Annotated in this window: 17 protein-coding genes and 15 tRNA genes; 11 read left to right on the top strand and 21 right to left on the bottom strand. The window is 38.6% G+C overall.

Annotated elements, in window-relative coordinates:
• Positions 1-2: 2 nt before the first annotated feature.
• Together ABX891_RS07895 and ABX891_RS07890 are read right to left on the bottom strand one after the other, a co-directional pair.
• A complete protein-coding gene (locus ABX891_RS07895; RefSeq protein WP_354629239.1) occupies positions 3-2,261 on the bottom strand; it encodes a chondroitinase-B domain-containing protein in 2,259 nt (752 codons plus the stop codon).
• A 147-nt stretch (positions 2,262-2,408) separates the two neighbouring features.
• The gene (locus ABX891_RS07890; RefSeq protein WP_002962960.1) at positions 2,409-3,287 is read right to left on the bottom strand and encodes an NAD(P)-dependent oxidoreductase; all 879 of its coding nucleotides are present in this window, start codon (positions 3,285-3,287) and stop codon (positions 2,409-2,411) included.
• 624 nt (positions 3,288-3,911) lie between these two features.
• On the opposite strand from ABX891_RS07890, the gene gloA reads away from it, so the two are divergent.
• The gene (gene gloA / locus ABX891_RS07885; RefSeq protein ID WP_024594782.1) at positions 3,912-4,313 is read left to right on the top strand and encodes a lactoylglutathione lyase; all 402 of its coding nucleotides are present in this window, start codon (positions 3,912-3,914) and stop codon (positions 4,311-4,313) included.
• A 285-nt stretch (positions 4,314-4,598) separates the two neighbouring features.
• Here the strand turns inward: gloA and ABX891_RS07880 are convergent, their stop codons facing one another.
• The 9 genes from ABX891_RS07880 to ABX891_RS07840 form a co-directional block, all read right to left on the bottom strand.
• Positions 4,599-4,865: a DksA/TraR family C4-type zinc finger protein gene (locus ABX891_RS07880; RefSeq protein WP_197099219.1), complete on the bottom strand. Its 267-nt coding sequence runs from the start codon at positions 4,863-4,865 to the stop codon at positions 4,599-4,601.
• Positions 4,866-5,203: 338 nt separating this feature from the next.
• Positions 5,204-5,279, bottom strand: a tRNA-Glu gene (locus ABX891_RS07875).
• Between the two features lie 93 nt (positions 5,280-5,372).
• Positions 5,373-5,448 (bottom strand) — tRNA-Glu (locus tag ABX891_RS07870).
• A gap of 181 nt (positions 5,449-5,629) precedes the next feature.
• Positions 5,630-5,705: transfer RNA gene (locus ABX891_RS07865), tRNA-Glu, on the bottom strand.
• Between the two features lie 92 nt (positions 5,706-5,797).
• Positions 5,798-5,873: transfer RNA gene (locus tag ABX891_RS07860), tRNA-Glu, on the bottom strand.
• Positions 5,874-5,965: 92 nt separating this feature from the next.
• A tRNA-Glu gene (locus tag ABX891_RS07855) sits at positions 5,966-6,041 on the bottom strand.
• Positions 6,042-6,133: 92 nt separating this feature from the next.
• Positions 6,134-6,209: transfer RNA gene (locus ABX891_RS07850), tRNA-Glu, on the bottom strand.
• A 144-nt stretch (positions 6,210-6,353) separates the two neighbouring features.
• A tRNA-Glu gene (locus ABX891_RS07845) sits at positions 6,354-6,429 on the bottom strand.
• 37 nt (positions 6,430-6,466) lie between these two features.
• A tRNA-Ala gene (locus tag ABX891_RS07840) sits at positions 6,467-6,542 on the bottom strand.
• Between the two features lie 1,176 nt (positions 6,543-7,718).
• Here ABX891_RS07840 and ABX891_RS07835 point away from each other — a divergent pair.
• The 8 genes from ABX891_RS07835 to ABX891_RS07800 all read left to right on the top strand — a co-directional run bounded on the left by ABX891_RS07835 (position 7,719) and on the right by ABX891_RS07800 (position 10,821).
• Positions 7,719-7,794 (top strand) — tRNA-Val (locus ABX891_RS07835).
• Between the two features lie 152 nt (positions 7,795-7,946).
• Positions 7,947-8,022 (top strand) — tRNA-Val (locus ABX891_RS07830).
• A gap of 161 nt (positions 8,023-8,183) precedes the next feature.
• Positions 8,184-8,259 (top strand) — tRNA-Val (locus ABX891_RS07825).
• 153 nt (positions 8,260-8,412) lie between these two features.
• Positions 8,413-8,488, top strand: a tRNA-Val gene (locus ABX891_RS07820).
• 48 nt (positions 8,489-8,536) lie between these two features.
• Positions 8,537-8,612, top strand: a tRNA-Val gene (locus tag ABX891_RS07815).
• A gap of 32 nt (positions 8,613-8,644) precedes the next feature.
• Positions 8,645-8,720: transfer RNA gene (locus ABX891_RS07810), tRNA-Val, on the top strand.
• A 61-nt stretch (positions 8,721-8,781) separates the two neighbouring features.
• Positions 8,782-8,857, top strand: a tRNA-Val gene (locus ABX891_RS07805).
• 317 nt (positions 8,858-9,174) lie between these two features.
• Positions 9,175-10,821 (top strand): response regulator, encoded by a 1,647-nt coding sequence (locus ABX891_RS07800; RefSeq protein ID WP_354629238.1) that lies wholly within the window; start codon positions 9,175-9,177, stop codon positions 10,819-10,821.
• 4 nt (positions 10,822-10,825) lie between these two features.
• Here the strand turns inward: ABX891_RS07800 and msrB are convergent, their stop codons facing one another.
• From msrB to ABX891_RS07750, 10 genes are all read right to left on the bottom strand, one after another.
• The gene (gene msrB / locus ABX891_RS07795; RefSeq protein WP_354629237.1) at positions 10,826-11,266 is read right to left on the bottom strand and encodes a peptide-methionine (R)-S-oxide reductase MsrB; all 441 of its coding nucleotides are present in this window, start codon (positions 11,264-11,266) and stop codon (positions 10,826-10,828) included.
• A gap of 147 nt (positions 11,267-11,413) precedes the next feature.
• Complete coding sequence (locus tag ABX891_RS07790; protein ID WP_138489371.1) at positions 11,414-11,854, bottom strand: hypothetical protein; 441 nt, start codon at positions 11,852-11,854, stop codon at positions 11,414-11,416.
• Positions 11,855-11,856: 2 nt separating this feature from the next.
• Positions 11,857-12,375: a DUF2919 domain-containing protein gene (locus ABX891_RS07785; protein ID WP_138489372.1), complete on the bottom strand. Its 519-nt coding sequence runs from the start codon at positions 12,373-12,375 to the stop codon at positions 11,857-11,859.
• A 9-nt stretch (positions 12,376-12,384) separates the two neighbouring features.
• Positions 12,385-14,403 carry an NAD-dependent DNA ligase LigA gene (gene ligA, locus ABX891_RS07780; protein ID WP_354629236.1) on the bottom strand — a complete coding sequence of 673 codons (2,019 nt, stop codon included), beginning with the start codon at positions 14,401-14,403 and terminating at the stop codon, positions 12,385-12,387.
• Between the two features lie 80 nt (positions 14,404-14,483).
• The gene (zipA, locus tag ABX891_RS07775; RefSeq protein ID WP_024596342.1) at positions 14,484-15,251 is read right to left on the bottom strand and encodes a cell division protein ZipA; all 768 of its coding nucleotides are present in this window, start codon (positions 15,249-15,251) and stop codon (positions 14,484-14,486) included.
• A gap of 74 nt (positions 15,252-15,325) precedes the next feature.
• Positions 15,326-18,727, bottom strand: a complete 3,402-nt coding sequence (locus tag ABX891_RS07770) for a chromosome segregation SMC family protein (RefSeq protein ID WP_354629235.1) — start codon at positions 18,725-18,727, stop codon at positions 15,326-15,328.
• A gap of 67 nt (positions 18,728-18,794) precedes the next feature.
• Positions 18,795-19,526 carry an RNA methyltransferase gene (locus tag ABX891_RS07765; RefSeq protein WP_354629234.1) on the bottom strand — a complete coding sequence of 244 codons (732 nt, stop codon included), beginning with the start codon at positions 19,524-19,526 and terminating at the stop codon, positions 18,795-18,797.
• Between the two features lie 76 nt (positions 19,527-19,602).
• A complete protein-coding gene (locus tag ABX891_RS07760) occupies positions 19,603-21,639 on the bottom strand; it encodes an FUSC family protein (protein WP_354629233.1) in 2,037 nt (678 codons plus the stop codon).
• 10 nt (positions 21,640-21,649) lie between these two features.
• On the bottom strand, positions 21,650-22,510 hold the full coding sequence (locus ABX891_RS07755; protein ID WP_138489375.1) for an efflux RND transporter periplasmic adaptor subunit: 861 nt from the start codon (positions 22,508-22,510) through the stop codon (positions 21,650-21,652).
• A 168-nt stretch (positions 22,511-22,678) separates the two neighbouring features.
• On the bottom strand, positions 22,679-22,882 hold the full coding sequence (locus ABX891_RS07750; protein ID WP_354629232.1) for a DUF1656 domain-containing protein: 204 nt from the start codon (positions 22,880-22,882) through the stop codon (positions 22,679-22,681).
• Positions 22,883-23,276: 394 nt separating this feature from the next.
• Here ABX891_RS07750 and ABX891_RS07745 point away from each other — a divergent pair, with 394 nt between their 5' ends.
• Both ABX891_RS07745 and ABX891_RS07740 read left to right on the top strand, forming a co-directional pair.
• Positions 23,277-24,386 carry a YjgN family protein gene (locus ABX891_RS07745; RefSeq protein ID WP_354630123.1) on the top strand — a complete coding sequence of 370 codons (1,110 nt, stop codon included), beginning with the start codon at positions 23,277-23,279 and terminating at the stop codon, positions 24,384-24,386.
• 9 nt (positions 24,387-24,395) lie between these two features.
• Positions 24,396-25,418 (top strand): M48 family metallopeptidase, encoded by a 1,023-nt coding sequence (locus ABX891_RS07740; RefSeq protein ID WP_354629231.1) that lies wholly within the window; start codon positions 24,396-24,398, stop codon positions 25,416-25,418.
• The last annotated feature ends 108 nt before the right edge of the window (positions 25,419-25,526 follow it).

Below are 25,526 nucleotides of genomic sequence, written 5' to 3'. Positions count from 1 at the left end.
ATTTACCCTGCCTTATTTAAAATGTTGTTATTTTTTAATACTGCTGTATGTGGGCCTTTAACTCTTAGTTCTTTAACACTTGGTGCTTTAGTTGCATCAAATGTATTACCTGAGATTTCAGTTTTAGGCTCGCCTACTGTGTGCTCTACGACAATAGGAGCAGATTTAACAAATTTATTATCTTTGATATTAGTAACCTGAACACCGTGAACATAAATGCTCGCTTGCTCTTTGTTACGCTTACCAAGGCCAACGTTATTAAGCGTGTTATTTGTCATTTCAAAATGAGGGCCAAATGTACTTTCATCAGTACCACCACGGTAAAGCTTAAGTACACCACCTTGCACATCATTAAATGTATTATTATTTACAATAACGTATTCCGCGTTATAAACACCTAAGTCTTCAATTTCAGTATTTAGACGTAAAATGTCACCTGTTACTGTATTAAAGGTATTACCTGTAACAATAATTTCGTCAGCCATTGCACCTTTACCTGTGATAAAGAAATGGAATGAATGATTAATATCTAAAGCATTTAACTCTGAGTTGGTCATTACAAAGCGGTAATTATCAACCATACCCCATTTTTGCGTACGAACAATGCTGTTACCTATTGCATCTGGCGCGTTTTCACCTGAAATAGATAAACCATCTAGTTTTAAGCTGCCGCCATCATGTATTTCAAACAAGGTAGAGCGTTGAAAAGTAAGTTTAGACTTTGTGTTCTGCTTTGCTTTAATTGTCAACGTTTTATCAATTTTGACCAGTTTAGAAACATCATACTGGCCAGGCGCTAGCTCTAGAACATCACCCGACTCGGCATTATCAATAGCGTCTAGTAATGCACTTACATCAGCTTTAACAGAATGTGTCTTACCAGAATCAAAATCAACTAAAGCAGGTACTTTTGCATACCAGCTAACACCGGTATCTTCTTTTTTAAGTACTTTTAAATCGCGCTTTGCACCTACATTTAAACTTTTAGATGTTGGGTAAAGTAGACCATTACTTGCTTTTTCAAGCGTGATTTTATCTTTTTTTACACCGTACGTTAGCTCAGAAAGCACTTTTGTATCTGCAATGTTGTTACTTAATACTAACCCACTTACATCGTCGAATGTTGTAAATGGCTGTTCACCATTTTGGTTTATGATTAAGTTGTTTTTCATTACGCTATTTTTTGGGGCTGCGCTACGCTCAGCATCGCTACCTGCAGCAAGTTGAATATGACGCACATTTATAAATGTGTTGTTTTCAATTGTCGCATTTTCAACTTGGTGATAACGATTTATAGATGAATTTGGTACGCCGTTCATCACAGTAAAACCACTGCCAAAACGATACCCTGTTAGACCTTGTAGGTAGTTATTTCTTACAATTTGATCTTTATTAATAACGCGGATACCACCTGTGTGATCAACACCATTACCAATAAAGATATTTTCTTCTATAAGATTGCCGTTACCATGGCGCAGCGTTAATGTACCGCGCGCTTCATAAAATACGTTATTACGAAGGATGTTTTTACCTGATTTAACCGAAACAATTTCTACTTCACCATTGGTACGTTCAAAGTAATTATTTTCAACCAATGTATGCGAATCAGTTAGTGAGTAATGGCTTGTGCCAATACGCAGTGTTTCACCACCGTTAGAACCAAAAGTAGGACGGTAGCCAAAATAGTTGTTATCTATACGATGATAGTTTTCCTGGCTTGCTTTAGTATTTAAACGAACAGCAACTGTCACACCTTTATTTCGTTTGCCAACTAAATGACTATGATCAAAGCGGTTATGTTGTCCATATAAGGCAACCCAATAATCAGACTCTCGCTTGTCTGGATTACTGTAATTATCGATTACTGTTTGAGTAACTCGTGAATTGTAGGCTAATTCATTTTTATTTTTACGAAATTCTATTACAGCTGAGCTCGGTGTGTAGCCGTCTTTAAATACTAAACCAGAAGCTTCAAGGTATTTACCTGCAAGTCTTAGGTTAGATTGACCTGATAGAATTACTTTTCCGTTAGTTTCAGCGGTTAATATAATAGGAGAGTTTTTTGTACCTTGGCCTTCAAGTAAAATTTCGAAGTTAGACCAAGTACCATTTTTAAGTACTACTTTGTCGCCAGCAACTAGATTAGCTGCGATATCATTAAAAGCTTGTTTATTTTCTATAAAATAATCTTTGGCCGCTACTTGTGTGGATATGCAACCGATGAGAACTAGACTAAGCTTTATTGTATTAATCAAACGCATAGTTAACTCTTTTTCGTTGTGACTGAAAGTAGTGCTTCATCAGAATTAAAAAAGGCTGACATTGCACAAAGACTTTAGTCAATTGGTGTCATGTGTGTTAAAGCGCTTTAAGTTAAAGCTCAAAGCGCTCAATAAGGTCGAGAAGTATTACTTTTCTAACTTTTTGAAGTAATCAAAAATTTCAGGAACGTTACCTTGACCCATACCAGCGTCAAACGCTGCTTGTAGGTTAGCTGATGAACCTTCAGCGATTTTTGATTCAGTGCCTAGGTCTTCTACCATTTGTAGGAAGTAGCCTAAATCTTTGTTTGCATTAGCAATCGAGAAACCCAGGTCGCTAACATTATCAACTGCATAATTTTTACAAAATTGCATAAACGGTGAGTTAGATGGGCCAGTCGACATAATGTCGAAAAGTTGTTGACGGTCAACACCAGCAAGCTCTGCCACTGCAAATGCTTGTGACATAGCACATACTGTAGTCATGCCCATGAAGTTGTTGATAAGCTTAGTTGTATGACCTGCACCTAGCTCGCCAAGATGGAAAACGTTTTCACCTTGATCTTCCAGTACTGGTTTAACTTTATTGAATGTATCAATATCGCCTGCAGCCATAATGTTTAAAAGGCCGTCTTTAGCATGTGCTGGTGTACGACCTAGTGGCGCGTCGATCATGCCTGCGCCTTTAGCTGCTAAATCAGCACCAATTTTTTTAGTAGATGATGGGATAGAAGTACCAAAATCAACTAATACTGCACCTTCTTTAATACCCGCTAGGATACCGTCTTCTGCGTAAACAATTTTTTCTACAACGGCAGACGTTGTAAGACAAAACATAACAATATCTGAACCTTCAGCTAACTCTTTTGCAGTGCTTGCTGTTTTTGCGCCTCTAGCAACACATGCTGCAACCGCATCTTTGCTAAGGTCCATAACAATTAGCTCATAGCCTTTGTTTTGTAAATTTTCGGCCATGTTGCCGCCCATTAAGCCTAAGCCGATGAAACCGATGACTGGTTTTGACATGAATAACTCCTAAATATGTGGCGCATACTTTTATAAGAACAAGTAAAATTTACTCTATAAATACGCTGTGTCTTTTGTTTCAATTTGTAGAGTAACTTTAAGCTTGAGTTATTTATAAATTAACCTATGCAAAACGTAACTCTGATTAATTACCAATACATTGTATTCACTCAAACCAAGCAACTTACCAATTGGTATGCAAAAACTGTATTACCATACGCCTTTTTTGTCAACCAATAAGTTAACCAAGCAAACGCCACATTTTTACAAATTACACAAAAATTAATTTAATATACTATTAAAACAAATGGTTACATATAAACAGCACAATTAAGCAAAGGTTAACTTTTGTTGAACAATCAGTAACTTTTTTATACTAATAGGTTGACCAATAATTGAGTACTGGTTATTTAAATATCCAAAATTTAATAAAATGATTCATTAATTGGTAATTTATAAAGGTCGAACTCAAACTGTTTTAAGCCTACTCTCATATTAAGCTTGTGATTTATATGTAATGCCTATATATATGGCTAATACATATAACCCCCCTAAAACGCGCTTAATAATAGCGCTTAGTTAAAAATACCCTTAACTTTGAATAAATAACTAAAGGAACTAAAAATGCGTTTATTACATACTATGCTTCGTGTAGCCGATTTGGATAAATCAATTGCTTTTTATACTGAAATATTAGGTATGAAAGAATTACGCAGAGCTGATAACAGTGAATACAGATACACTCTTGCCTTTGTTGGATATGGCGACGAAGCAGATAACACAGTCTTAGAGCTAACTTATAACTGGGACGAGGATAGCTACGACCTAGGTAATGGATATGGTCATATTGCTATTGAGTTTGATGATATTTACAAAGCATGTGCAGATATTAAAGCTGCTGGTGGCAATGTAAGCCGTGAACCAGGGCCTGTAAAAGGCGGTACTACTGAAATTGCTTTTGTAAAAGACCCTGATGGCTATGCAATTGAGTTAATTCAGAAAAAAGAAGACATGAGTAAATTTTAAATTACTTAACAACCAATTCAAGTAATAACAATTTGCTTAATGCCAATCTGCTTTTATATGGGGTCTATTTAACGTTAAGAAAATTACGCTAGAACTAGGCAAAAATTTTTGTATCTAGTTGTTCTAAATAAAAAATTTTCAACGACGTTATAGTGCAATTTAATTCGTTAAATTGATCAAAGATTTATGCTGGTTGGTATAACTATGGAGGGGTTTAATTTTATATATTGTTCAGATGGTTATGCAGATTGGTATTAAATAAAAGGTGCTTTGCAGCACCTTTTTTTAACGCAACTGACTATCTTTACTACCACGCCTATTAAACGATTTAGCGCTAGCACCATTACCTTCTATTGCAGCTTGGCATTGCACACAGTAGCGTACACCCGGTAACGCGAGCCTTCGTGCTTGTGGGATTTTCTCATCGCACTCGTCACATAGCTCAGCACTTGCACCAGATATTAAATTGCTTCTTGCATACTGTACGGCGTCGTTAACACTTGCATCAATTTGATCTTGAATTGCACCGTCTCGCGCCCATCCACTTGCCATAAATCCTCCTAATAAAGTTGGATGTTTAAATTTATGCTACCAAATTGAATCTTTATAAGTACTGAATATTTTTAGATTTTTGGATTTTTGGATTTTTGGATTTTTGGATTTTTGGATTTTTGGATTTTTGGATTTTTGGATTTTTGGATTTTTGGATTTTTGGATTTTTGGATTTTTGGATTTTTGGATTTTTGGATTTTTGGATTTTATCTTAATAACACTACACTTCCCTATTAAAAAACGAGTAAGTTGCGTCCTCAAGAGATTAGTACTCTTGATAACGTCGTGCATAGAGAGTGCGGTGTCACACTGATTTACACAATACTTAAAATAGTAAGTGGCGTCCCCAAGGGGATTCGAACCCCTGTTACCGCCGTGAAAGGGCGGTGTCCTAGGCCTCTAGACGATGGGGACACATAAATGTGTCACTAGGACAACTGAATTTTTAGACTCGTTTCAGGCGAGCTTTCTTAATAACACTTCACTTCCCTATAAAAAATAAGTAAGTGGCGTCCCCAAGGGGATTCGAACCCCTGTTACCGCCGTGAAAGGGCGGTGTCCTAGGCCTCTAGACGATGGGGACACATAAATGTGTCACTAGGACAACTGAATTTTTAGACTCGTTCCAGGCGAGCTTTCTTAATAACACTTCACTTCCCTATTAAAATAAGTAAGTGGCGTCCCCAAGAGATTAGTACTCTTGATAACGTCGTGCATAGAGAGTGCGGTGTCACACTGCTTTACACAATACTTAAAATAGCAAGTGGCGTCCCCAAGGGGATTCGAACCCCTGTTACCGCCGTGAAAGGGCGGTGTCCTAGGCCTCTAGACGATGGGGACACATAAATATGTCACTAGGACAACTGAATTTTTAGACTCGTTTCAGGCGAGCTTTCTTAATAACACTTCACTTCCCTATTAAAATAAGTAAGTGGCGTCCCCAAGGGGATTCGAACCCCTGTTACCGCCGTGAAAGGGCGGTGTCCTAGGCCTCTAGACGATGGGGACACATAAATGTGTCACTAGGACAACTGAATTTTTAGACTCGTTCCAGGCGAGCTTTCTTAATAACACTTCACTTCCCTATTAAAATAAGTAAGTGGCGTCCCCAAGGGGATTCGAACCCCTGTTACCGCCGTGAAAGGGCGGTGTCCTAGGCCTCTAGACGATGGGGACACATAAATGTGTCACTAGGACAACTGAATTTTTAGACTCGTTTCAGGCGAGCTTTCTTAATAACACTTCACTTCCCTATTAAAATAAGTAAGTGGCGTCCCCAAGGGGATTCGAACCCCTGTTACCGCCGTGAAAGGGCGGTGTCCTAGGCCTCTAGACGATGGGGACACATAAATGTATCACTAGGACAGTTGATAAGTTTAACTCACATCATGAGCTTTAAGGTAATTGCGTTTAATACAAGTAAAGACTCGAGCTTTAATTGTGACGCTATTTTCTCGGTAAAACCGCCTTTAACTAATAAAAGTTAAGTGGCGTCCCCAAGGGGATTCGAACCCCTGTTACCGCCGTGAAAGGGCGGTGTCCTAGGCCTCTAGACGATGGGGACACAGAAAACTGCTACCCTAGGACAAAACACTAATTTTTGGTGGAGCCATGCGGGATCGAACCGCAGACCTCTTCACTGCCAGCGAAGCGCTCTCCCAGCTGAGCTATGGCCCCAACTTAATCAATACCCGCCGTGATAAACACATCGTGTATCGCTTAGTGCGGGGCGCATTCTATGCACCACCCAAAATAAAGTCAACAGTTTTTTACCTAGCTTTATTTAAATGGTTTAATTTTCAACAAACTGGCTATCAAGCGTGCTAAAAAATACAATTTGAATAAGATTCTAGCCCTACTGCTTATAATAACATCACTATATTGCAGCGAATACTTAACAACACCCTACTCCCCTATTTAATGCAACAAAATTGCATCAAAGCAAAGGTATACATTTATATGCAAATTAAACTTATCTAAAAAACTACCAATTAAGGCCCCGCCAATCGCTTTAATCTTTTAAAAGTTACAATTGCTTATAATAACCAAAACTTAAATGTAGGTTTGAGAGTACCCGCAGCCTTTACTTGCTTAATAACCAGCGTAACTCGTACTAAAAAATTCGATTATTGTTTAAAGAGCATTTTTAAAAGAGCACTGTTGCTTCGTAATTCTATGTATAAAACTTCAGGGCGGGTTGATCTTTGGTGGGTGAAGCGGAAGCTTTGCTCGGTTTTTACTTATTCTTACATGGATGTAAGCCATTAGGGTAACGCAGGAGCAGTTACCGAGCCCACTAGGTTACAAACCTCGCGCCGCGATTTAATCGTCCTAGATTGAACAAATTTGAATCCACAAAGGTCAACACGCCCTAGTTATATGTGAGCTATTTAGTCTTAATCCGAAGGCTAGTAGCGAGGAATACGTATTTACGAGATGGCTAGGTTGGCTTATAAAAATAAAGTAAGTACAAAAATAGAGTTTAGAATGCTGAAATAGCATTTGTTTTGGGAAGTTTAGATTAAATTCATTTTTAAAGGACCGCTCTATTCACTAAATAACTCGCCCTAATATTAATCCATCTTGCTCATAATCATAAAAACGACTCCAGTAAAAAAACAATGAGTATCGTAAAACTAAATTTAAGGTTAATAAAGTACAATTCCCTACTCACTTTTAGGTGCTTAATTGAACTGCAATATCAAATTTGATGATAAAATAGACTTCAACCATATCCTATTGTTTATAAAACCTTCATTCAGCACATTTTTATCATTCAAGTGTTGACACATTTCCAACTCTATCTATAATAGCGCCCCACAACAACGCAGCAATGCAATGTTGTTTAGATGTGGGTGATTAGCTCAGTTGGGAGAGCATCGCCCTTACAAGGCGAGGGTCACTGGTTCAAGTCCAGTATCACCCACCACTTTTTAGTTAAAGTGTTCACATCTAAATTCTATATGGGTCATAAGCTCAGTTAGAAAATAGAGAGCATTACCGCTACTTACAAGTAACGGCAAAGTTCACTGGTTAAAGTCCAGTACTATTTATTTAATAGTAGCGTTTTAATTTATATGTGGGTGATTAGCTCAGTTGGGAGAGCATCGCCCTTACAAGGCGAGGGTCACTGGTTCAAGTCCAGTATCACCCACCACATATAAAACCTATTACTATATTAATAGTCGTGTTTTAAAATTGTAATATGAGTCGTTAGCTCAGTTACAAGAAAAGAGAGCATCACCGCCTTTTATAAAAGATGGCGAAGTTCACTGGTTAAAGTCCAGTACTATCTATATCGGTAGTAGCATGTAATATGGGTCGTTAGCTCAGTTGGGAGAGCATCGCCCTTACAAGGCGAGGGTCACTGGTTCAAGTCCAGTACGACCCACCATTTTTTAAATGGTGCATATTACAAAAAAATCTAAATGGGTCGTTAGCTCAGTTAGAAAAAAGAGAGCATCACCGCTATTTACAAGTAACGGCGAGGTTCACTGGTTGAAGTCCAGTACTATTTATTTTAATAGTAGCGTTTTAATTTATATGTGGGTGATTAGCTCAGTTGGGAGAGCATCGCCCTTACAAGGCGAGGGTCACTGGTTCAAGTCCAGTATCACCCACCACATATAAACCTATTATTGTATCAATAGTCGCGTTTTAAAATTTAATATGGGTCGTTAGCTCAGTTGGGAGAGCATCGCCCTTACAAGGCGAGGGTCACTGGTTCAAGTCCAGTACGACCCACCATTCCTAGAATGGTGCATATTAAAATGTAATTTGGGTGATTAGCTCAGTTGGGAGAGCATCGCCCTTACAAGGCGAGGGTCACTGGTTCAAGTCCAGTATCACCCACCAAATTACATCAAGCGGTCAATTGATAATAAAGAATTAAATAACAGGCATACCTATTATATGTGGGTGATTAGCTCAGTTGGGAGAGCATCGCCCTTACAAGGCGAGGGTCACTGGTTCAAGTCCAGTATCACCCACCACATATAAATACCATCAGATAACCTCTCTAGTAATAACTTTTTCCCATATTAAATACGTTTAACTCCTCTTTTTACCTTAAATACATTTCATATTTTTATTAAAATCTAAATTACCATATCAAAGCGCTCATCAAATATAGCGTTTCCATTTTACTTATTTAGTTTTTAATTATGCTATTCGGCTCAGTACTTTCGAAGTTAGATAAACGTATTAGACAAAGTTAAGTACCTAATAAATACAGCTATCATTTAAATTCCCTTGTAAGGAGTTAAACTGTTGATTATAGTCTGTGTTAAATACAATTACGCTTAAGCCAATGCCAACTAAGATCTATTCAAAAGCCAAAATACTTATAGTAGAGGAGCAGCCACTTGCTCAAAGCTATATGAAACAATCGTTAGAAAGGCTTGGCTTTCGGCAGTTGCGCTTTGCTGATCATGCAAACTCTGCAAAAGAGCAGTGTTTAAGTGAAGAATTTGATCTAATAGTTTGCTCATTCAAGTTAAACAAACACCAAGATGGCTACCAGCTTTATGAAGAGCTACGTGTAAAGCAGCTCATAAAAAGTTCGACTGGCTTTATTTTTATCTCAGCAGAAACAAGTGGCTCACTCGTTCATAGTGTTCTTGAGCTGCAGCCAGATGACTTTTTAGTTAAGCCTTTTACAGTACAAGAGCTTAAAACACGCATTGAACGAATCTTAAAGCGTAAACACGACTTACAAACAGTGTATTCATTAATTGATGATGGTAACGATTCAAAAGCTATTAAATTTATTGATACCGCTCTGGATAAAAAAAATAATAATTACAGTCCTATCCTACTTCGCTTAAAAGGCGATGCCCTACTTCGCTTAAAGCGTGCTCAAGATGCAAAAGACTTTTTTAAGTCTGTTCTCGATATTCAAAAATTTGCTTGGGCAAAAGTAGGTTTAGTAGAGGCACTTATAGCGAATAACGAACATATTTTGGCGCAGCGAATGCTCAAGACAATGTTAGAGCGCCAAGAAACTCGTTTAGTAGCCCTTGATTTGTTGGGCAGATTAGAAATAAAGCTAAATCAGTTTGAGCTAGCACAAAGTTTTTTAAGTCAAGCAGCAGACATTGCACCGCGAAACATCACACGCCAAAAATCGTTAAGTAATGTGTCGCTAATTAATCACGACTACGAAAAAAGCTATTTAACTCAAAAAGATATAGCCACCTTTGCAAAGCACTCAATACACGACCACCCCGATGTATATTTGAATGCAGCACGTGCCGGTATCGACTTTGCGTTAACGACTGATCAAACTGATCAAATTCAACGAATTTCTAGACAAACAAATCAGTACATTAATGATTTAAAAAAACAGTTTCCTAATAATGCAAATCAAGCTCAGATTGATGTACTTAATGCACGACTTCATTACTTAAAAGACGAGCATCAAAAAGCAAAAAAACTAATTGAGCAGCTTGATGACGACGATACTCATATCCGATCGGTTGATGGAGCACTTGATAAAGCAAAAGCATTTCATGAACTGGGGTTTCATCAGAAGGCGCAAACCTTATTCACACAAATAATTAGCCACTGTGAAAGACACCCTGCAGTTAGCGACACAACTTACTTGCGTTATATTCAGCAGCAACAAAGTGAGCGACGCGATATTAAAATGGGTCCAAAAGAGCTTAATAACCATGCCGTTAATCAATTTAATAAAGGGCAGTTAAATACTGCGCTGGAAGCTTTTACGCAAGCGTTTAGAGTCATGCCTCGCAATCAAAGTATTGCACTTAATTTATTACAGTGCCTATTTGATTCAACCAAGCAATCTGGCAGCTCATTTAATATGGATCTTGCTAGAAGATGCTACGCCCTTCTTGATAAAACTAAATTACAAGCAGATCAGACGCAGCGTTTAGATAAGATTTTACATATAGCAAAAGAAATGAATTTAGATATTCAAAGCGCTAGTAAATAAAATATTAGAGCTTTTTCATTGCTGCAGCATTAACGCAATAACGTAAACCTGTTGGTAATGGGCCATCTGGAAAAATATGGCCTAAGTGCGAATCGCACACATTACAAACCACCTCTATGCGCTCCATACCATGACTTGTATCATTTACATAACCAATCGCTTCAATTGTCGCAGGTAGCGTAAATGACGGCCAACCAGTGCCACTATCAAACTTTTCATCGGCATCAAACAATAGGTTATCACAGCAAATACACACATACTTGCCAGGTTCAAGTAATGTACAACTACCCGAGCTATCTGGGCGCTCTGTTCCTTTCTTACGTGTTACGTAATATTCATCTTCTGATAGTTGCATCCGCCACTGCTCGTCAGTTTTGACTACTTTTTTACTTGGGGTAGGATTGCCGTTGGTGGCAAAGTTAATAACATCATTCCACTTCAACATAATAGCCTCATTGAATAGTTGATTAACCGTACTTAATAAATTTATAAGAAGTACGGTCAATTATTACGTTATTTAATACACTAGAGATCAGCTAAAGAGTGTTGACCGTTTAAAACTAAAACTCGTTCAATCTTAAAGGTAATCTCCTCAGCTAAAGGTAATATTTTGTTTTTCTGAGTCGGTAAGTATTCGTTTAATAAAACTATCTAGCTCTGCTTTTTTTACAGGTAAACTAACACTCATTTGGCGCTCGTTATTACTGTAAATAATTAGCTCATCATCCTTTGTTGTTATGCGTTCAATACTCTCAATAACTAACCAATTTGGACCATGCTTTTTATCAAAAAATCCCATCAAACTAAAAAGCAGTAAATGTTGGGCATCTCGCTGAATAAAATCCTCTAGCCTGTTTCTTGATTTAAATAAGGGCGTTAGCCTATAAACGCTTGAGCAAAAAACAAATACCCACAACCCAAATAGCGCTTTAAACCACATAGACTCTAAAAGCTCAGTGCTAATCATTAAAATAATAAGCACTAACCCTATTAACGATATAGCTATCGCTATTTTTTTATTTACAGCGTCCAAAACTAATCCCTTTTAAGTCGCTTTTTTTCTTCTGATGCTTTTTCTGTTGGCTCAGGCCAATCATTAAAAAAAACGGTTAAATAACGGCTTTTCACCAAATACCACAATACCCATAAAACAATCATCATTTGTACTGCTAAAAATGACGAAAATCGATAATGGCTATGCGCGGCTTGAATACTTAACCATGTTAAATCAACAACAGCACATACAATAAGGGGCCAGCGCATATGCCGCCATATTTTTGCTAACTTATCGCTCGCACTGTGTGAATCTCGTGGTCTGCGTAAACAAAATAAAATAGTTGGTATTATTGCGATACTTCCAATTGCTATTGCAATAAAAAAATCATTTTTATTTTTAAAAAATAACGACATTAAATCAAGTTCAGGCCTGCGACTTAAAGCCGCAATCACCCAAATAAAATAGCCACGTAATAGCACAAGCAAACTTAAATTAAATGCAATAGGAGTTCGGTAACTTCCGTACTTATCCCAGTATTCTGGACCGTATCGGCTCATTGTTGCGTCCTAACCATTATGCTTTTGAAGCAGCTCAATTAATTCATCTTCCGTGAGTATGTCGATACCTAAATCTTGGGCTTTAGTCAGTTTTGAACCTGCTTTTTCACCCGCGACTAACGCATCAGTTTTCGCTGATACGCTACCAGATACTTTAGCACCTAGTTGCTGTAAGCGTGCTTTTGCGTCATTACGATTAAGCGTATTTAGCGTACCAGTAAGTACATAAGTAAGCCCAGCAAGCGGTTGTTCTTCTTCAGAAGGTGCACTCAACGCTGGCCAGTTTATGCCTTGCTCTATAAGCGCATTAACAACTTCTAAATTATGCTCTTCATCAAAAAAGCTTCGAACATGTGTTGCAACTATTTCGCCTACATCACTTACCTGCGTTAAACTATCAATGCTGGCATTTATTATATTTTCAAGGGTAAGGAAGTGATTAGCTAAATTTTGTGCTGTTGCCTCACCTGCTTCGCGAATACCTAATGAATATAAAAACTTAGCAAGCGAAGTGCCTTTCGCCTCTTCAAGGGCTGTTACTAAATTTTGGGCTGACTTAGGTCCCATGCGTTCAAGTGATTCAAAATGTCCTTGTTTTAAAATAAACAAATCAGCGGGCGTTTTTATAAGCTCTCTGTCTACCAACTGATCAACAATTTTATCGCCAAGGCCGTCTATATCCAGCGCTTTGCGTGACGCAAAGTGTTTAATTGCTTGTTTGCGTTGTGCAGGACATACAAGCCCACCCGTACAACGAGCGACAGCTTCGCCTTCAACCTTTTCAACATGAGAGTCACAAATAGGACAAGTTACTGGAAATTCGATATCTCTGGCATCATCAGGGCGGCGCTCAAGTACAACTTGCGTTATTTGTGGGATTACATCTCCTGCGCGGCGAATAATAACTGTATCGCCTACTTTTACGCCTAAACGTGCAACTTCATCACTGTTATGAAGCGTTGCATTTGATACGGTAACGCCACCCACAAAAACAGGCTTCAAACGTGCAACAGGTGTAATGGCGCCAGTACGACCGACTTGAAAATCAACATCAAGTAGTTGGGTTATTTCCTCTTGCGCCGGAAACTTATACGCAATAGCCCAACGAGGAGCACGTGCCACAAAGCCTAAACGCTCTTGTAAGGCCTTTTGGTTTATTTTTATTACTACGCCATCAATTTCATATTTAAGCTCACCACGGCGCGTTAAAATATCGCTGTAGTACTCAAGCGCGGCTTTAGGACCTTCAACTAATTTTGTTTCTGGGCACAGTGGTAACCCCCAGTCAGTCAGCTTTTCTAGTTGCTGATAGTGATCCTCAGGAATGCTGCCATCTGCTACAAGCCCGGTACTATAGGCATAAAACATGAGTGGGCGTTTAGCTGTAATTTTAGAGTCGAGTTGACGCAAACTCCCCGCGGCTGCATTACGCGGATTAACAAATACTTTTTCACCGCGTTTTTGCGCTTCAGTATTTAATTTATCAAAGCCAGCGCTGTCCATAAATACTTCGCCGCGCACTTCAAGCTCTTTTGGGTAATCGCCACGTAACTTAAGTGGTACATTACGAATGGTTTTTACATTTTGAGTAATGTTTTCACCGGTAAAACCATCACCTCGCGTAGCCGCTTGTACAAGTACACCATCACGATAAATAATTGATACAGCTAAACCATCAAGTTTTGGCTCACAACAAAAAGTAAGCTCATCGGTACTCATTAAACGCTCTTTTATACGGCGATTAAACGCAGTGAACTCTTCTTCACTAAAGGCGTTATCAAGCGATAACATGGGTACTTGGTGCGCTACTTGCTCAAATTTACTCAGTGCGGCACCGCCTACTTTTTGTGTCGGAGAGTCGGCGGTTAAAAATTCAGGGTGCTGCATCTCTAGTGCGCTTAATTCGCGTAATAACCTATCGTATTCAGAATCAGGAATACTGGGGGTGTCGAGCACATAATAGTTATAGTTGTGTTGCTCTAATGTAGTACGAAGATGATTAATTTGCTCACTAATGCTGCTAGACATTTAAACCTCAATAAACATAAAAAAAGCCACTTTGACGATTCACCGTCCAGTGGCTTATAAAAATATAATGTATGCGTTATTTACGCTGAAAAAGAACGAACCTGTTCAACATATTGCCTGATGCGCTCTACTGTCATTTCATTTCGCTCAGCATCTAAAATTTGTGCACCAAATTCATCCGCTAACTTTTTAGCTGCGCTGTGCAACATATTAAATGCCGCTAGACCATCGCCGTCGCACGGTAACGTCATAAATAAGCTTACCCCAGCGGTACTAAATTGTTCCATATTATCAATATCAAACGTACCTGGGTTGTACATATTTACTAATCTAAACAAAACAGGACCTTGGCCAGCCGGATCTAAGTGGCGATTAAAAAAGCCTTCCTCAGAATATTTAAAACCTAAAGTATTAACTGCTGGTAATAGTTTACTGCCCTGCATACTAAGCTCTTCTGGCATTTGAATATGCACAATAACAAAGTCAGACATTTGAGCAGGCGCTTCTTCAGCACTTTGATCTTTTGTTTCAAGATCATCAACTATTTCTAAGTCATCTTCAATCGGTGTTTCTGGCACGCTTGTATCAATTTGCGGCTCATTTGCATCAAAGTTAAGCTCGCCAAATTGTGGCTCATCACGTTCGTCTTGCATTGGCTCTTTTGGCTCAGCCTCAGTACGAAACGGTTTAGATGAAGCTGGTGCGCTTTGTTGTAATGGCTCAACCCGTTCATTATCCGATACTTCTGGGCGGTCTTTTTTTCTAACTGACCACAATCCATGTATTAATAAACCACCAATGACAATTACACTGATAACGATTAAAACCCATCTTAATTGTTCGGCCATCCCCTCACCTTTTATTATTTGATATGCCTAAAACCTGTATATTAATGAAAAACTAATACACTTGTTATAAAAATTTATGCGTGTGCAAGTTGCACAGCTTGCTCTATATCTACAGCAACCATACGCGATACGCCAGGTTCTGCCATAGTAACACCTGTTAATCTACCTGCCATTTCCATCGCAATTTTATTATGACTAATATAAATAAACTGCACTGATTGTGACATTTCTTCAACCAAACGGCAAAAACGCACAACGTTGGCATCATCTAGTGGTGCATCTACTTCGTCCAGCATACAGAAAGGAGCTGGATTGAGCCTGAATATAGAAAACACTAATGATAATGCGGTCAGCGCTTTTTCTCCACCACTTAACAAATGAATTGTTGAATTTTTCTTACCCGGTGGTCGTGCCATTATACTAACACCACTTTCGAGTAAATCGTCACTGGTTAATTCTAAATACGCGCTCCCACCACCAAAAACTTTAGGAAATAGCTCAGCAAAGTCTTCGTTAACTTGATCGAACGTCGCTTTAAAGCGTGTTTTGGTCTCACTATCAATTTTACGAATTGCACCTTCAAGGGTACTTAACGCTTTTGTTAAATCATCTAATTGATTATCAAGATAATCACTACGTGCTTTGGCTAAATCAAACTCTTCTATTGCCGCCAAGTTTACTGCACCTAATTTATCTAACTGATTAGTAAATCCTGTTAACTGATTTTGTGCTGCACTTAAATTTAATGAATCTGGTAATTCATCAAGTATTGCTTTTAAGCTTTGTTTCAACCCTTCTAATGGCTCAAGCGCAACTTGCGCTTTTATTACTAAGCTTTGTTCTTCAATTGTTAGCTTTTGGTGCTGCTCTTGTAAGCCCACCAGCTCACCTTGTGAATTTTTAAGGCTTATTTGCTTAGTGTTTAAGCTCTCTTTCGCCTGAGCTAATTCTTTTTGTAGCAATACTAATGCCTGCTCACCTTTTTGATGCTGTGCTAAAAGCTGCGTAATTTTATCGCTAAGTTCTTGCTCTGGTATCAGCAGCTCTTCTATTTCATTTAGTAGTTCTTGCGCACCTTCTGATGCACTAACGTGCTCTTGCTCCGCATGGCTCAATTTGGTTTGGCTTAACTGCCATTCACTGCGTGCCTTTTGCTCTAAGAGAGTTGCCTTATGTGCTTGTGTTTTATATTGCTCAAGCATGCTTAATGCTTCGCTATAACTTTTATCACTTTGTGAGCGCAAGCTATTTGCAGCGTCTACTTCATCCGCTAAGTTGAGTTGCTGCTCATTTAACACTTCAAATTGCGCTACTTGCTCATCAAGCACGGTATTTAATTGTAAAAGCGCAGTGGTTAATTGCTGTTTTTGTTGTTGTAGCTTTTCTAGTTGTAACTTAAAGTGCGCTACTTGCTGTTTGAGCATATCGCTGCGCGTACTGGCTACCGCTATATTTTGCGCAAGCTCATGTATGGCCTCTTTTAGCTCGCTTTGTTCGTTAATTAATTTTATTTGCTCAGCTGTATGTTCGTCACGAGTGTGTGTTACTTGTTGTAACTCGTCCTCGGCATTGATTAACTGCTGCGCTTTATCTTGCAATTGCTTATGCTTTAAAAGTAATGAGTTTTCTGCATTACATTCAGCATTTACATGCCAATTACGACCATATAAAGCACCGTTTTTATCCATAACGGCTGTATAAAAACTATCTTTTAGTATTTCTAAATCACCGCTTTTACTATAAGCAATACGTGCTAAATGCTCTGGATAAACACCGCTTGTTATATATGTAGCTAAGCTATTTGTTGGCACACTTTTATCACTATTTGGCCACACACTGTTATCAGCTTGCTGCTCACTTACATTTAAATGCTCTAAAGATTTAAGTGCTTGCTCTATTAGAAGCTCAAAGCCTTCTTTAACACTTAGCTGATTAAACAAACCATTAGTACGTTCACTTTTCTCATCAAGCCCTAATGTACTTTTAAGCCCCGTTATACTGGCTTTTAACTCGTTTATTGTTTGAGTGAGTGTCGAATATTGTTTTTGTGAGTTATTAACAAGCTCATTTTGCACTTCAAGCTTAGCAGTGCACTTCGTATGTGCTGTTTGTTTAGCGGCAAGTTCTTGAGTTAAGGTTTGTGTTTGCTGTGTTTGCTGTATTAACTGCTGCTCTACATCACTACTTTGTAGCTCGCTAAGCTGAACAGTTAACTGATCAATTTGCTCGTTAACGTGGCTTATTTGCTGCTGAGTTTGTTTAATGTGACTACTATGTAGTTGCACGTTATTATTAAGCTGTTGCTGTTGCTCACACAAAGCTTGCCAATAAGTATGGTGGCGCTGCTTAAGTGCTAATAATTCCTCAAGTTCATGCGTTAACCCACTAACTTGCTCTTCACATATTAAGGTGTTTTCACTTGCCTCTTGCAGGGCTTCGTTGAGTTGCTCGCACACAATTTGCTGCTGCGATTTTACCTCAGCACTTTGAATTTGGCGTTGCTGTAATTTAATTAAACTTTGTTTAAGCGTTTGGGTTTGCTGCTTTACATTGATTTGTTGTTGCTCAGCGCGAGTAAGCTCTGTGTGTATTACATGTTGCTGATGCTGTGCATCGCTTAGTTTATCTTGCTGAGCTTGTACTTGCCCTTCTAAGCTTGCAAGTACATCGTCATGCCCTGAGTTAGCGGTTTTAAAAAACAAAATTTGATCATTAAGTTTTTTAATTTGGGCACTTTTTTCAAGTTGCTGCTGATGTAACTTTTGCCATTTTAAAACGGCAATTTGGCCTTTTAGCGTACGTTCTTGCGCTTTTAATTCGCGGTATTTTTTTGCATCAACCGACTGCACAGCCAATTTATCTAGCTGGCTTTGTAGTTCTTTACGCACATCTAACAAACGTTCAAGATTTTCGCGAGTGCTCTTTATACGAGTTTGTGTTTCACGGCGACGCTCTTTGTATTTAGAAACGCCAGCGGCTTCTTCTAAAAATACGCGCAGCTCTTGTGGTTTACTTTCTATTAAGCGCGAGATCATCCCTTGCTCAATAATTGCGTAACTACGTGGACCAAGACCGGTGCCTAAAAATATATCGGTAATATCGCGCTTACGGCATTTACTGCCATTTAAAAAATACAGTGACTGTCCGTCGCGCGTTACTAAACGCTTAATAGCAATTTGGTTTCGATCGGCAAATGTGTTTGAAGGACTTCCTTTATCGTTATCAAAAACAAGCTCTACAGAGGCTTGTGATATGGCTTTTCGATTAGTTGAGCCATTAAAAATAACGTCGGTCATGGCATCGCCACGCAGGTTTTTAGCAGAGCTTTCACCTAGCACCCATCGTACTGCATCAATAACGTTAGATTTGCCACAGCCATTGGGGCCAACAACACACGTCATTTGATCAGGAAATGGAATTTTAGTGGGCTCTACAAACGATTTAAAGCCCGCTAATTTAATAGTGCTTAAGCGCATCTTATTGTTATTACCGATTATTATTGTTATTGATTACAAACAATTTAACTCATTAACAGTTAAATTGTTAAGCTTGTCGTTTAAAATTATCTAAAATAATACCGGTCGCCATTGCCACATTAAGCGACTCTGCACCACCAAAAGCGGGGATGGTGATTTTATTAGTTACTAACTTTGCACATGTCTCGCGTATTCCATGCGACTCACTGCCCATTAGTAAAACGCCTGAGCCCGTAAATTGGGTTTTATGCACGCTATGCCCATCTAAAAAAGCACCGTAAACAGGTAAATTTAAAGACTGTAGGTAATCAGGTAAATCTACTTGGCTTACCGATACCCTTACAAATGAGCCCATCGTGGCGCTAATTGTTTTAGGGTTGTAAGCGTCTGCGCTGTCGGTGCTAGTTACTATATGTTTAATACCGTACCAGTCTGCCACTCTTATTATTGTGCCTAAATTACCAGGGTCTGACACGCCATCAAGCGCGAGTATTAAGCCATTGGCTTTAGGTAGCTCTGCATTTGGCATATGAACAATAGCAATGGCTGCATTATTGCTAACTAGCGTGCTGGCTTTAGTGAGGGCTTCTTCATCAGCTTCAATAAAGTTAGCTTGCGGATATTTACCTTGGTACGCATTTATAAACTCGTTTGTAGCAAAAATATTAACCACATTTAATGGGCTGTTTAATAACTCAAGTACGTTTTTTTCACCCTGTACAAGGTATTGATTATATTGCTTTCGGTACTTTTTTTGGCCAAGTTGGCGAATAAGTTTGAGTTGGTTTTTTGAAATCATAACAGCCCCATAAAATTATCCAGCAAGTATAACAGATTTAGCTATAACATCTGAACTCGAAAAGCAGCGAATGGGCCTAATTTATCTTACTCGCACTTCTTTCGAAGGTCAGATCAATGCGAATAAACATGCCTTTTATCGCTTCTAATTGATTTGAATCGTCAACCGTCTGAGCCAATTCCTCATAAAGATTATCTGACGCTTGCTTAAACTTATTATTAAACTTGCCCTTGGTTGCCAACATAAATGCATCGGCTAATGTACGCTGCCACTCATTTAAATACTTTAGCTTTGTATTACCAGCCAAATTTTCACAAATTGAGTTTAATCGAACCGACGCATGCCCTAAATTTAGAGCGGTTAGTGCAAGATCAGTAATTACGCGTGAGTGTGAACCTTGATCGTAATTAGTTAGGCGAATTAACCTATCGGCCATGCGGCGGTTATACCAAATACTTGGGGTTGGATGGTTATTTATTTCGAGTAAATCTTTATAAGTGGCCTTAAAAACACGATGAACAAGTAATTGCACACTCGGGCCTGTGAATAACTGAAAAATCCAAAATAAAATACTCACCCCCGCAAAAATTGCCATGGCAGAGCTAAGTGTGTAATCGATTGAAAACGCAAGGCTCATATCGGTACTGGGTCTTACCAAAATCGTAAATGGGATACAAAACCCCAAGCCATATGGCAATGTTTGTTGATCAGCTAGCAGCAGTAAACCCAGAAAATAAGGCCCTGCTAATACAAGTAGCAATATTTCTAATTGCCCACCACTTTGTGATAATAAATTGAGTGCGTAAAAAATAGTTACAATAGCAGCAACCACCACGCCTACCAATAAACGCTTTATTACCACCTGTAAAATAGCTAACGGTATTCTCGCCAACATTATCGAAAATATGACCGGTAAAATCATAATTAATAATGCAGCAGAAGAGCCTGTATTAATCCAAATAAATGCGCCGATAGAAAATACCAAAGCAGTTCTAAATCCAACAATAATGCCAGCTAATGGGTCGCGATATGTAAGCATACTGGGTGCATTTAATAATGTTTTATCACGCTCTTCTAACGCTCTGTATGCGCGTAGTAAAATTGTTAAGTCGGCTGCTACCTCTAAGCTCACATTGAGCATGTGATATTCAAATGGCGAATCACACACCGTATTTGCTCTATAGTCGGTTAGCTCTTTACGCAGCGTTTTAACTTGTTCGGCGCAGTAATCAAAATCGTCAGACTCTTTAATTTGCGCAAATACGTGCTTAAGTTTACTTATTAATTTATCTAAAGTTGGTGTAATAAGGTCTTCGTGGTTTCGTTGCAGGCGGCCAATTATTTGAATTAAGGCCAATAAAGAAAGTACTTTTTGCGACAACTGATTTGCAGCACGCGAGCGCCCTGGACCTTTTGGTCCTTCGTACCTTACTGCGCTGGAGTCTTCGTTTATAGATCCTAACGTTGCCATAATGCCATCTATTTGTTGATGGCGATTTTCGTGAGAGCCCTTAGAATCAAGCTCAATAACTAAATAATGTAACGTTTGATTTATAACCGACCGCGCTTGTACTTGTAGTAAATGTTTAACCTTTACAGGCCAAAATAGATGACTCACAAGCCCAGCACATACAGACCCTATTATTATTTCGCTTACTCGCGCTTGTGCAATATCAAATATACTTTGGCTGCTCACCATTGCCGGAGTAACCATGACTAAAAGCACAATAATGGCGGCTGTTACACCTGCCATAGCAAACGCATAAACAAAGTTTGCTTGGCGTACCATTGCCGATAACGCAGAGTTTACCCCCAACCATAATGCCAGTGCACCGAGCGCTAAATAAGGGTAGAGAATTAACTGAGTTAAAAGCAATATGCCAAATAAACCGCCCACTATGGTGCCTATTATTTGGCAAATTGCTTTTTCAATAACCAATCCGCTTTGCGGGCGTAATTGCAAAAAAATAGCCGAGACTAACGCCCAATAAGGCCTTTCAAGATTAAGCGACATAGCAATAGTGAGCGCCATCACCATGGCTATAACGCCCTTAGTCGCAAAAATAATTGCCTGTTTTTTAGGAAAAAACAAATTTTGTAATACAACGCCCACTGTATTCCCCTTAACGTGTAGCAAGATGTATAGTGGCGGTCATTCCTGCGCTAAGCTGTGTATTTTCGGGCAACGAATCTAACTTAATATCAACAGGAATACGTTGCGATAAACGCACCCAATTAAATGTTTGTTGCACTTGCGGTAAAAGCTGACCGTTACTTTGTGTATTCGTATTTGCAATGGCTTTACCTACACTCACTACATGCCCTGTTAATTGCTTACCACCACTTAAAAGGGCTATTTTAGCTTTTTGATCAGGATAAATAAGCGGTATTTTACTCTCTTCAAAGTAACCCGTTACATAAAATGAATCTGACTGAACAATAGCAAAAACAGGTGTGCCTTGAGCTACATAGTTGCCTTGGCGTAAATTCAAATTAATTATTTGCCCTGATGCAGGCGCAACAATTTTAGTTCTATCAACATTTAACTGCGCAATTGTTTGCTCTGTCTTGGCTAGGTTATAATTTGCCTCAGCAATTTTAGTATTAATACGTGTTGATTCTAGCGTTTCTTCACTAATTGCCTGTTGAGTGTTTAGCTCAACACGTCTTTCGTATTTGTGCTTGGCAAGTTCCCATGTATACAATGCGTTTTCTGTGTTTGCTTTACTTTTATCAAGCGCTGCTTGATAACGCTTTTTATCAACATTAAAAAGTACTTCGCCTTTTTGTACGTTTTGACCATCTTTAATATTTAAAGCAGTTACCCAACCCGACACGTCTGGAGCAACCGTGACAATATCGGCTCGAATACGCCCATCACGCGTCCAAGGAGTATGCATGTAGTCAGTCCATACCCAACGCCCAGCAAAGACCGCAGCTATAACAACTAAGATAGTAAAAGTAATACGCAGATATTTAATCATTCAATTTATCTTCCACTTAGTAATACCAACCCGCAATAATACTTGAGTAATTTGAGGGCTTAAACCTGACGCTAACTATGTTAAAAATTTCTGATATAGAACAACTAAATAACGAAATTTTTGCCTTGTTATCGACACGGTTTTCTTGCCTCAAAATAGCTCAATTAATTAAACAGATTGGTATAAATAGACGGCGAGTGCCAAGTAACAAACAAATAGTGACACCTCAAACCAAGACACTTTCCAAATACGGTCATGCCAATCTAGTCGATGCAAAGCAAAACGAGTCAACGCCGTTAAAATAAATGCAATTGGGAAGTAAACAATCAGCGGGCTAAACTCTAATCCCCCTAACACGACTGCTTGGAACATAATAAATATCCTAATGTTATTTAAAGCGGTGATAAAAGCTGTAAAACCTAAATAAATTTACATCCGCACTACTCTTACAATCTATTATTTTGGCATATAAATCAATTAGCTTAATTGTACGTAGGTGTGCTTAATACATAATTAATGCCATTACATTTAAGCAGCACTAACTATGTATAGTAGCTAAATCGCATATTAAAAAGCTAAAGATCCCAGTTACCAGCCAAATAAATAAAACCAGCGAGGTTTATTTATAAAAAAGTATTAGAGTATTTAACTTAATACTTAAAACGCCTATTTATAGCTGTTTGCAGAAGGGTTGGATAATTATAAACATTGAATTTTGCACTAAAAATGGGTAAATTAACAAAAAAACAACATGGATATAATTTTAATGGAATCAATACACCCTACCCCATCTGAAACAACCCCACCAATAAATGAACCTGCTGAACCAATTTTTAGCGGAAAAGTGCAATTTAGTGGTAAAGGCGGTGAGTTTTTTGGAATTTGGATTGTAAATATATTACTTAGCGTTATTACGCTTGGCATATATTCAGCGTGGGCTAAAGTACGTACGCATCGCTATTTTTACGGCCACACCCGTATAGATGGTCATAGCTTTGACTACCTAGCAACACCAATACAAATTTTAAAAGGTCGGATTTTAGCGGTTGTTGTATTTTTTATTTACACATTCTCTATTAGCTTTATGCCTATTTTAGGCCTGTTTATTGCTCTTGGTTTTATCTTTTTAATGCCATGGATTATTAATCAAGGTTTACGTTTTAATCTGCGTATGACCCGCCATCGTAATGTTCGTTTTGCTTTTAAAGGCAATTACGGCGAAGCCTTTATTAACTTTATACTTTTGCCTATCGCCAGCATATTTACACTTTATTTATTAATGCCTTACGTTATAAAGCGTATTGATAGCTATATACATAGCAATATTAGTTATGGCGATAAACCACTTACTGTAAATTTAAAAGGCGAAACCTATTACTTAACAGCGCTTATTTGCTTTGTAGTGAGCTCTATCACCATGGTGGTATTTATGGGGATTTTAGGGTTATTTGGCCTCAACTTAGTAGATATTGAAAATCAACAAAATTTAGAAAGCTCCCCTGCAATGGTTATGCTACCTATACTTATGATGATTGCCTATGTGCTGATGATTGCCATTGTTTCTGCTGTATGGCACGCCGCTATTCGTAATCACATTTTTGATAACAGCCATTTTGAAGGCATTGCTACATTTAAATCTGAGCTAAAACCAGTTCCTTTCGCTGTTTTACTATTAACTAATATGTTGGCTATTGTATTTTCTTTAGGGCTTGCATACCCATGGACAAAAGTACGTACATCAAAAATGCTCGCTGATGTAACTAACGTTACTATTTACCCTGGCGCATTAAACCTAATCGATACCGCGCAAGAACAGCAATCATCATTTGCTGAAGAAGCTGCAAACGTATTTGATATTGACCTTTCTTTAACTTAAGAGCTCACCATGCATGTAAAGGGACATTTTTTTCCCATCGCATCGAGTAACTATCAAGTGTGTGTTGCAACTATTAGCGACACACACATTGACGTTATTAACGATGAACACGTTATAGCTCGCCACGCAATCTCAAGTCTTAATTTAAGTTCGGGGATGGCAGGACTTGCCGACGAACTAAACTTTGAAGATGGCAGTCGTTTTATCCCTCTTGATGTAAATTACAGATGGCCATTTAAAGCAAATAACCATCACGTAATGGAACGCCTTGAAAAAAGTAAATGGGCAATTTTAGCCGCAGTCATATTTACACCACTTTTTATGTGGTTAGTACTTTATAAAGCCGTACCCGCCATTGCTGTTTACAGTGTTGATACCCTGCCACGTAATGTTGTAGAACAAATGGGGGAGCAAAGTTTTACACTAATTAAAAAGATTGCGCTTGACCCAAGTGAGCTGCCCGCAGAGCAGCAAACTAAAGTACAAGCACATTTTACAAGTATGCTTAATGCGTTATCGCTTGATCAATCGGTGTATAGATTATCGTTTTATAAATCAGACAGCTTTGGTGCTAATGCGTTTGCACTACCTCATGGCCGTATCGTGGTCACAGATGATTTAGCAAATTTACTTGCCGATAAACCCAATGCACTAAAAGCGGTATTGCTACACGAGATGGGCCATGTAGTGCATCAACATAGCGTACGTATTACAGCACAATCTGCCGCAAGTACGATTGTACTAGCGGTTGTATTTGGTGATTTAGAGGGAGTGGCAGAGGTAGCATTAGGTACAGGCGCATCATTTGCTCAGCAGGGGTTTTCACGAGATATGGAACGCGAGGCAGATACCTTTGCACTCACTCAATTAGAGTCGCTTGGGTATTCGAGTAATGACTTTGCTGATGCAATAGAAGACCTACAAGAAAGCCATACCAGCGAAAACGAGCACCTCGAAAAAGTAAATGACTTTTTAGAGTACTTATCTAGCCACCCAAGTGCACAAGAGCGTATTGACAATGCTAGGAAATAATCGCGGCTATATTCAACTTACTCGCTACATAGTGAGTTTAAGTTGGATATACTAATTCAATTAACTATGGGGGCTATTTTAACGTTAAATAAATCATTTAGTAACTAG

It is taken from the genome of Pseudoalteromonas sp. NCIMB 1079, assembly GCF_040567695.1.
GTDB lineage: Bacteria > Pseudomonadota > Gammaproteobacteria > Enterobacterales > Alteromonadaceae > Pseudoalteromonas > Pseudoalteromonas distincta.
The sequence above is the reverse complement of the archived record's forward strand: the minus strand, read 5'-3'. Positions and strand labels throughout refer to the sequence as shown.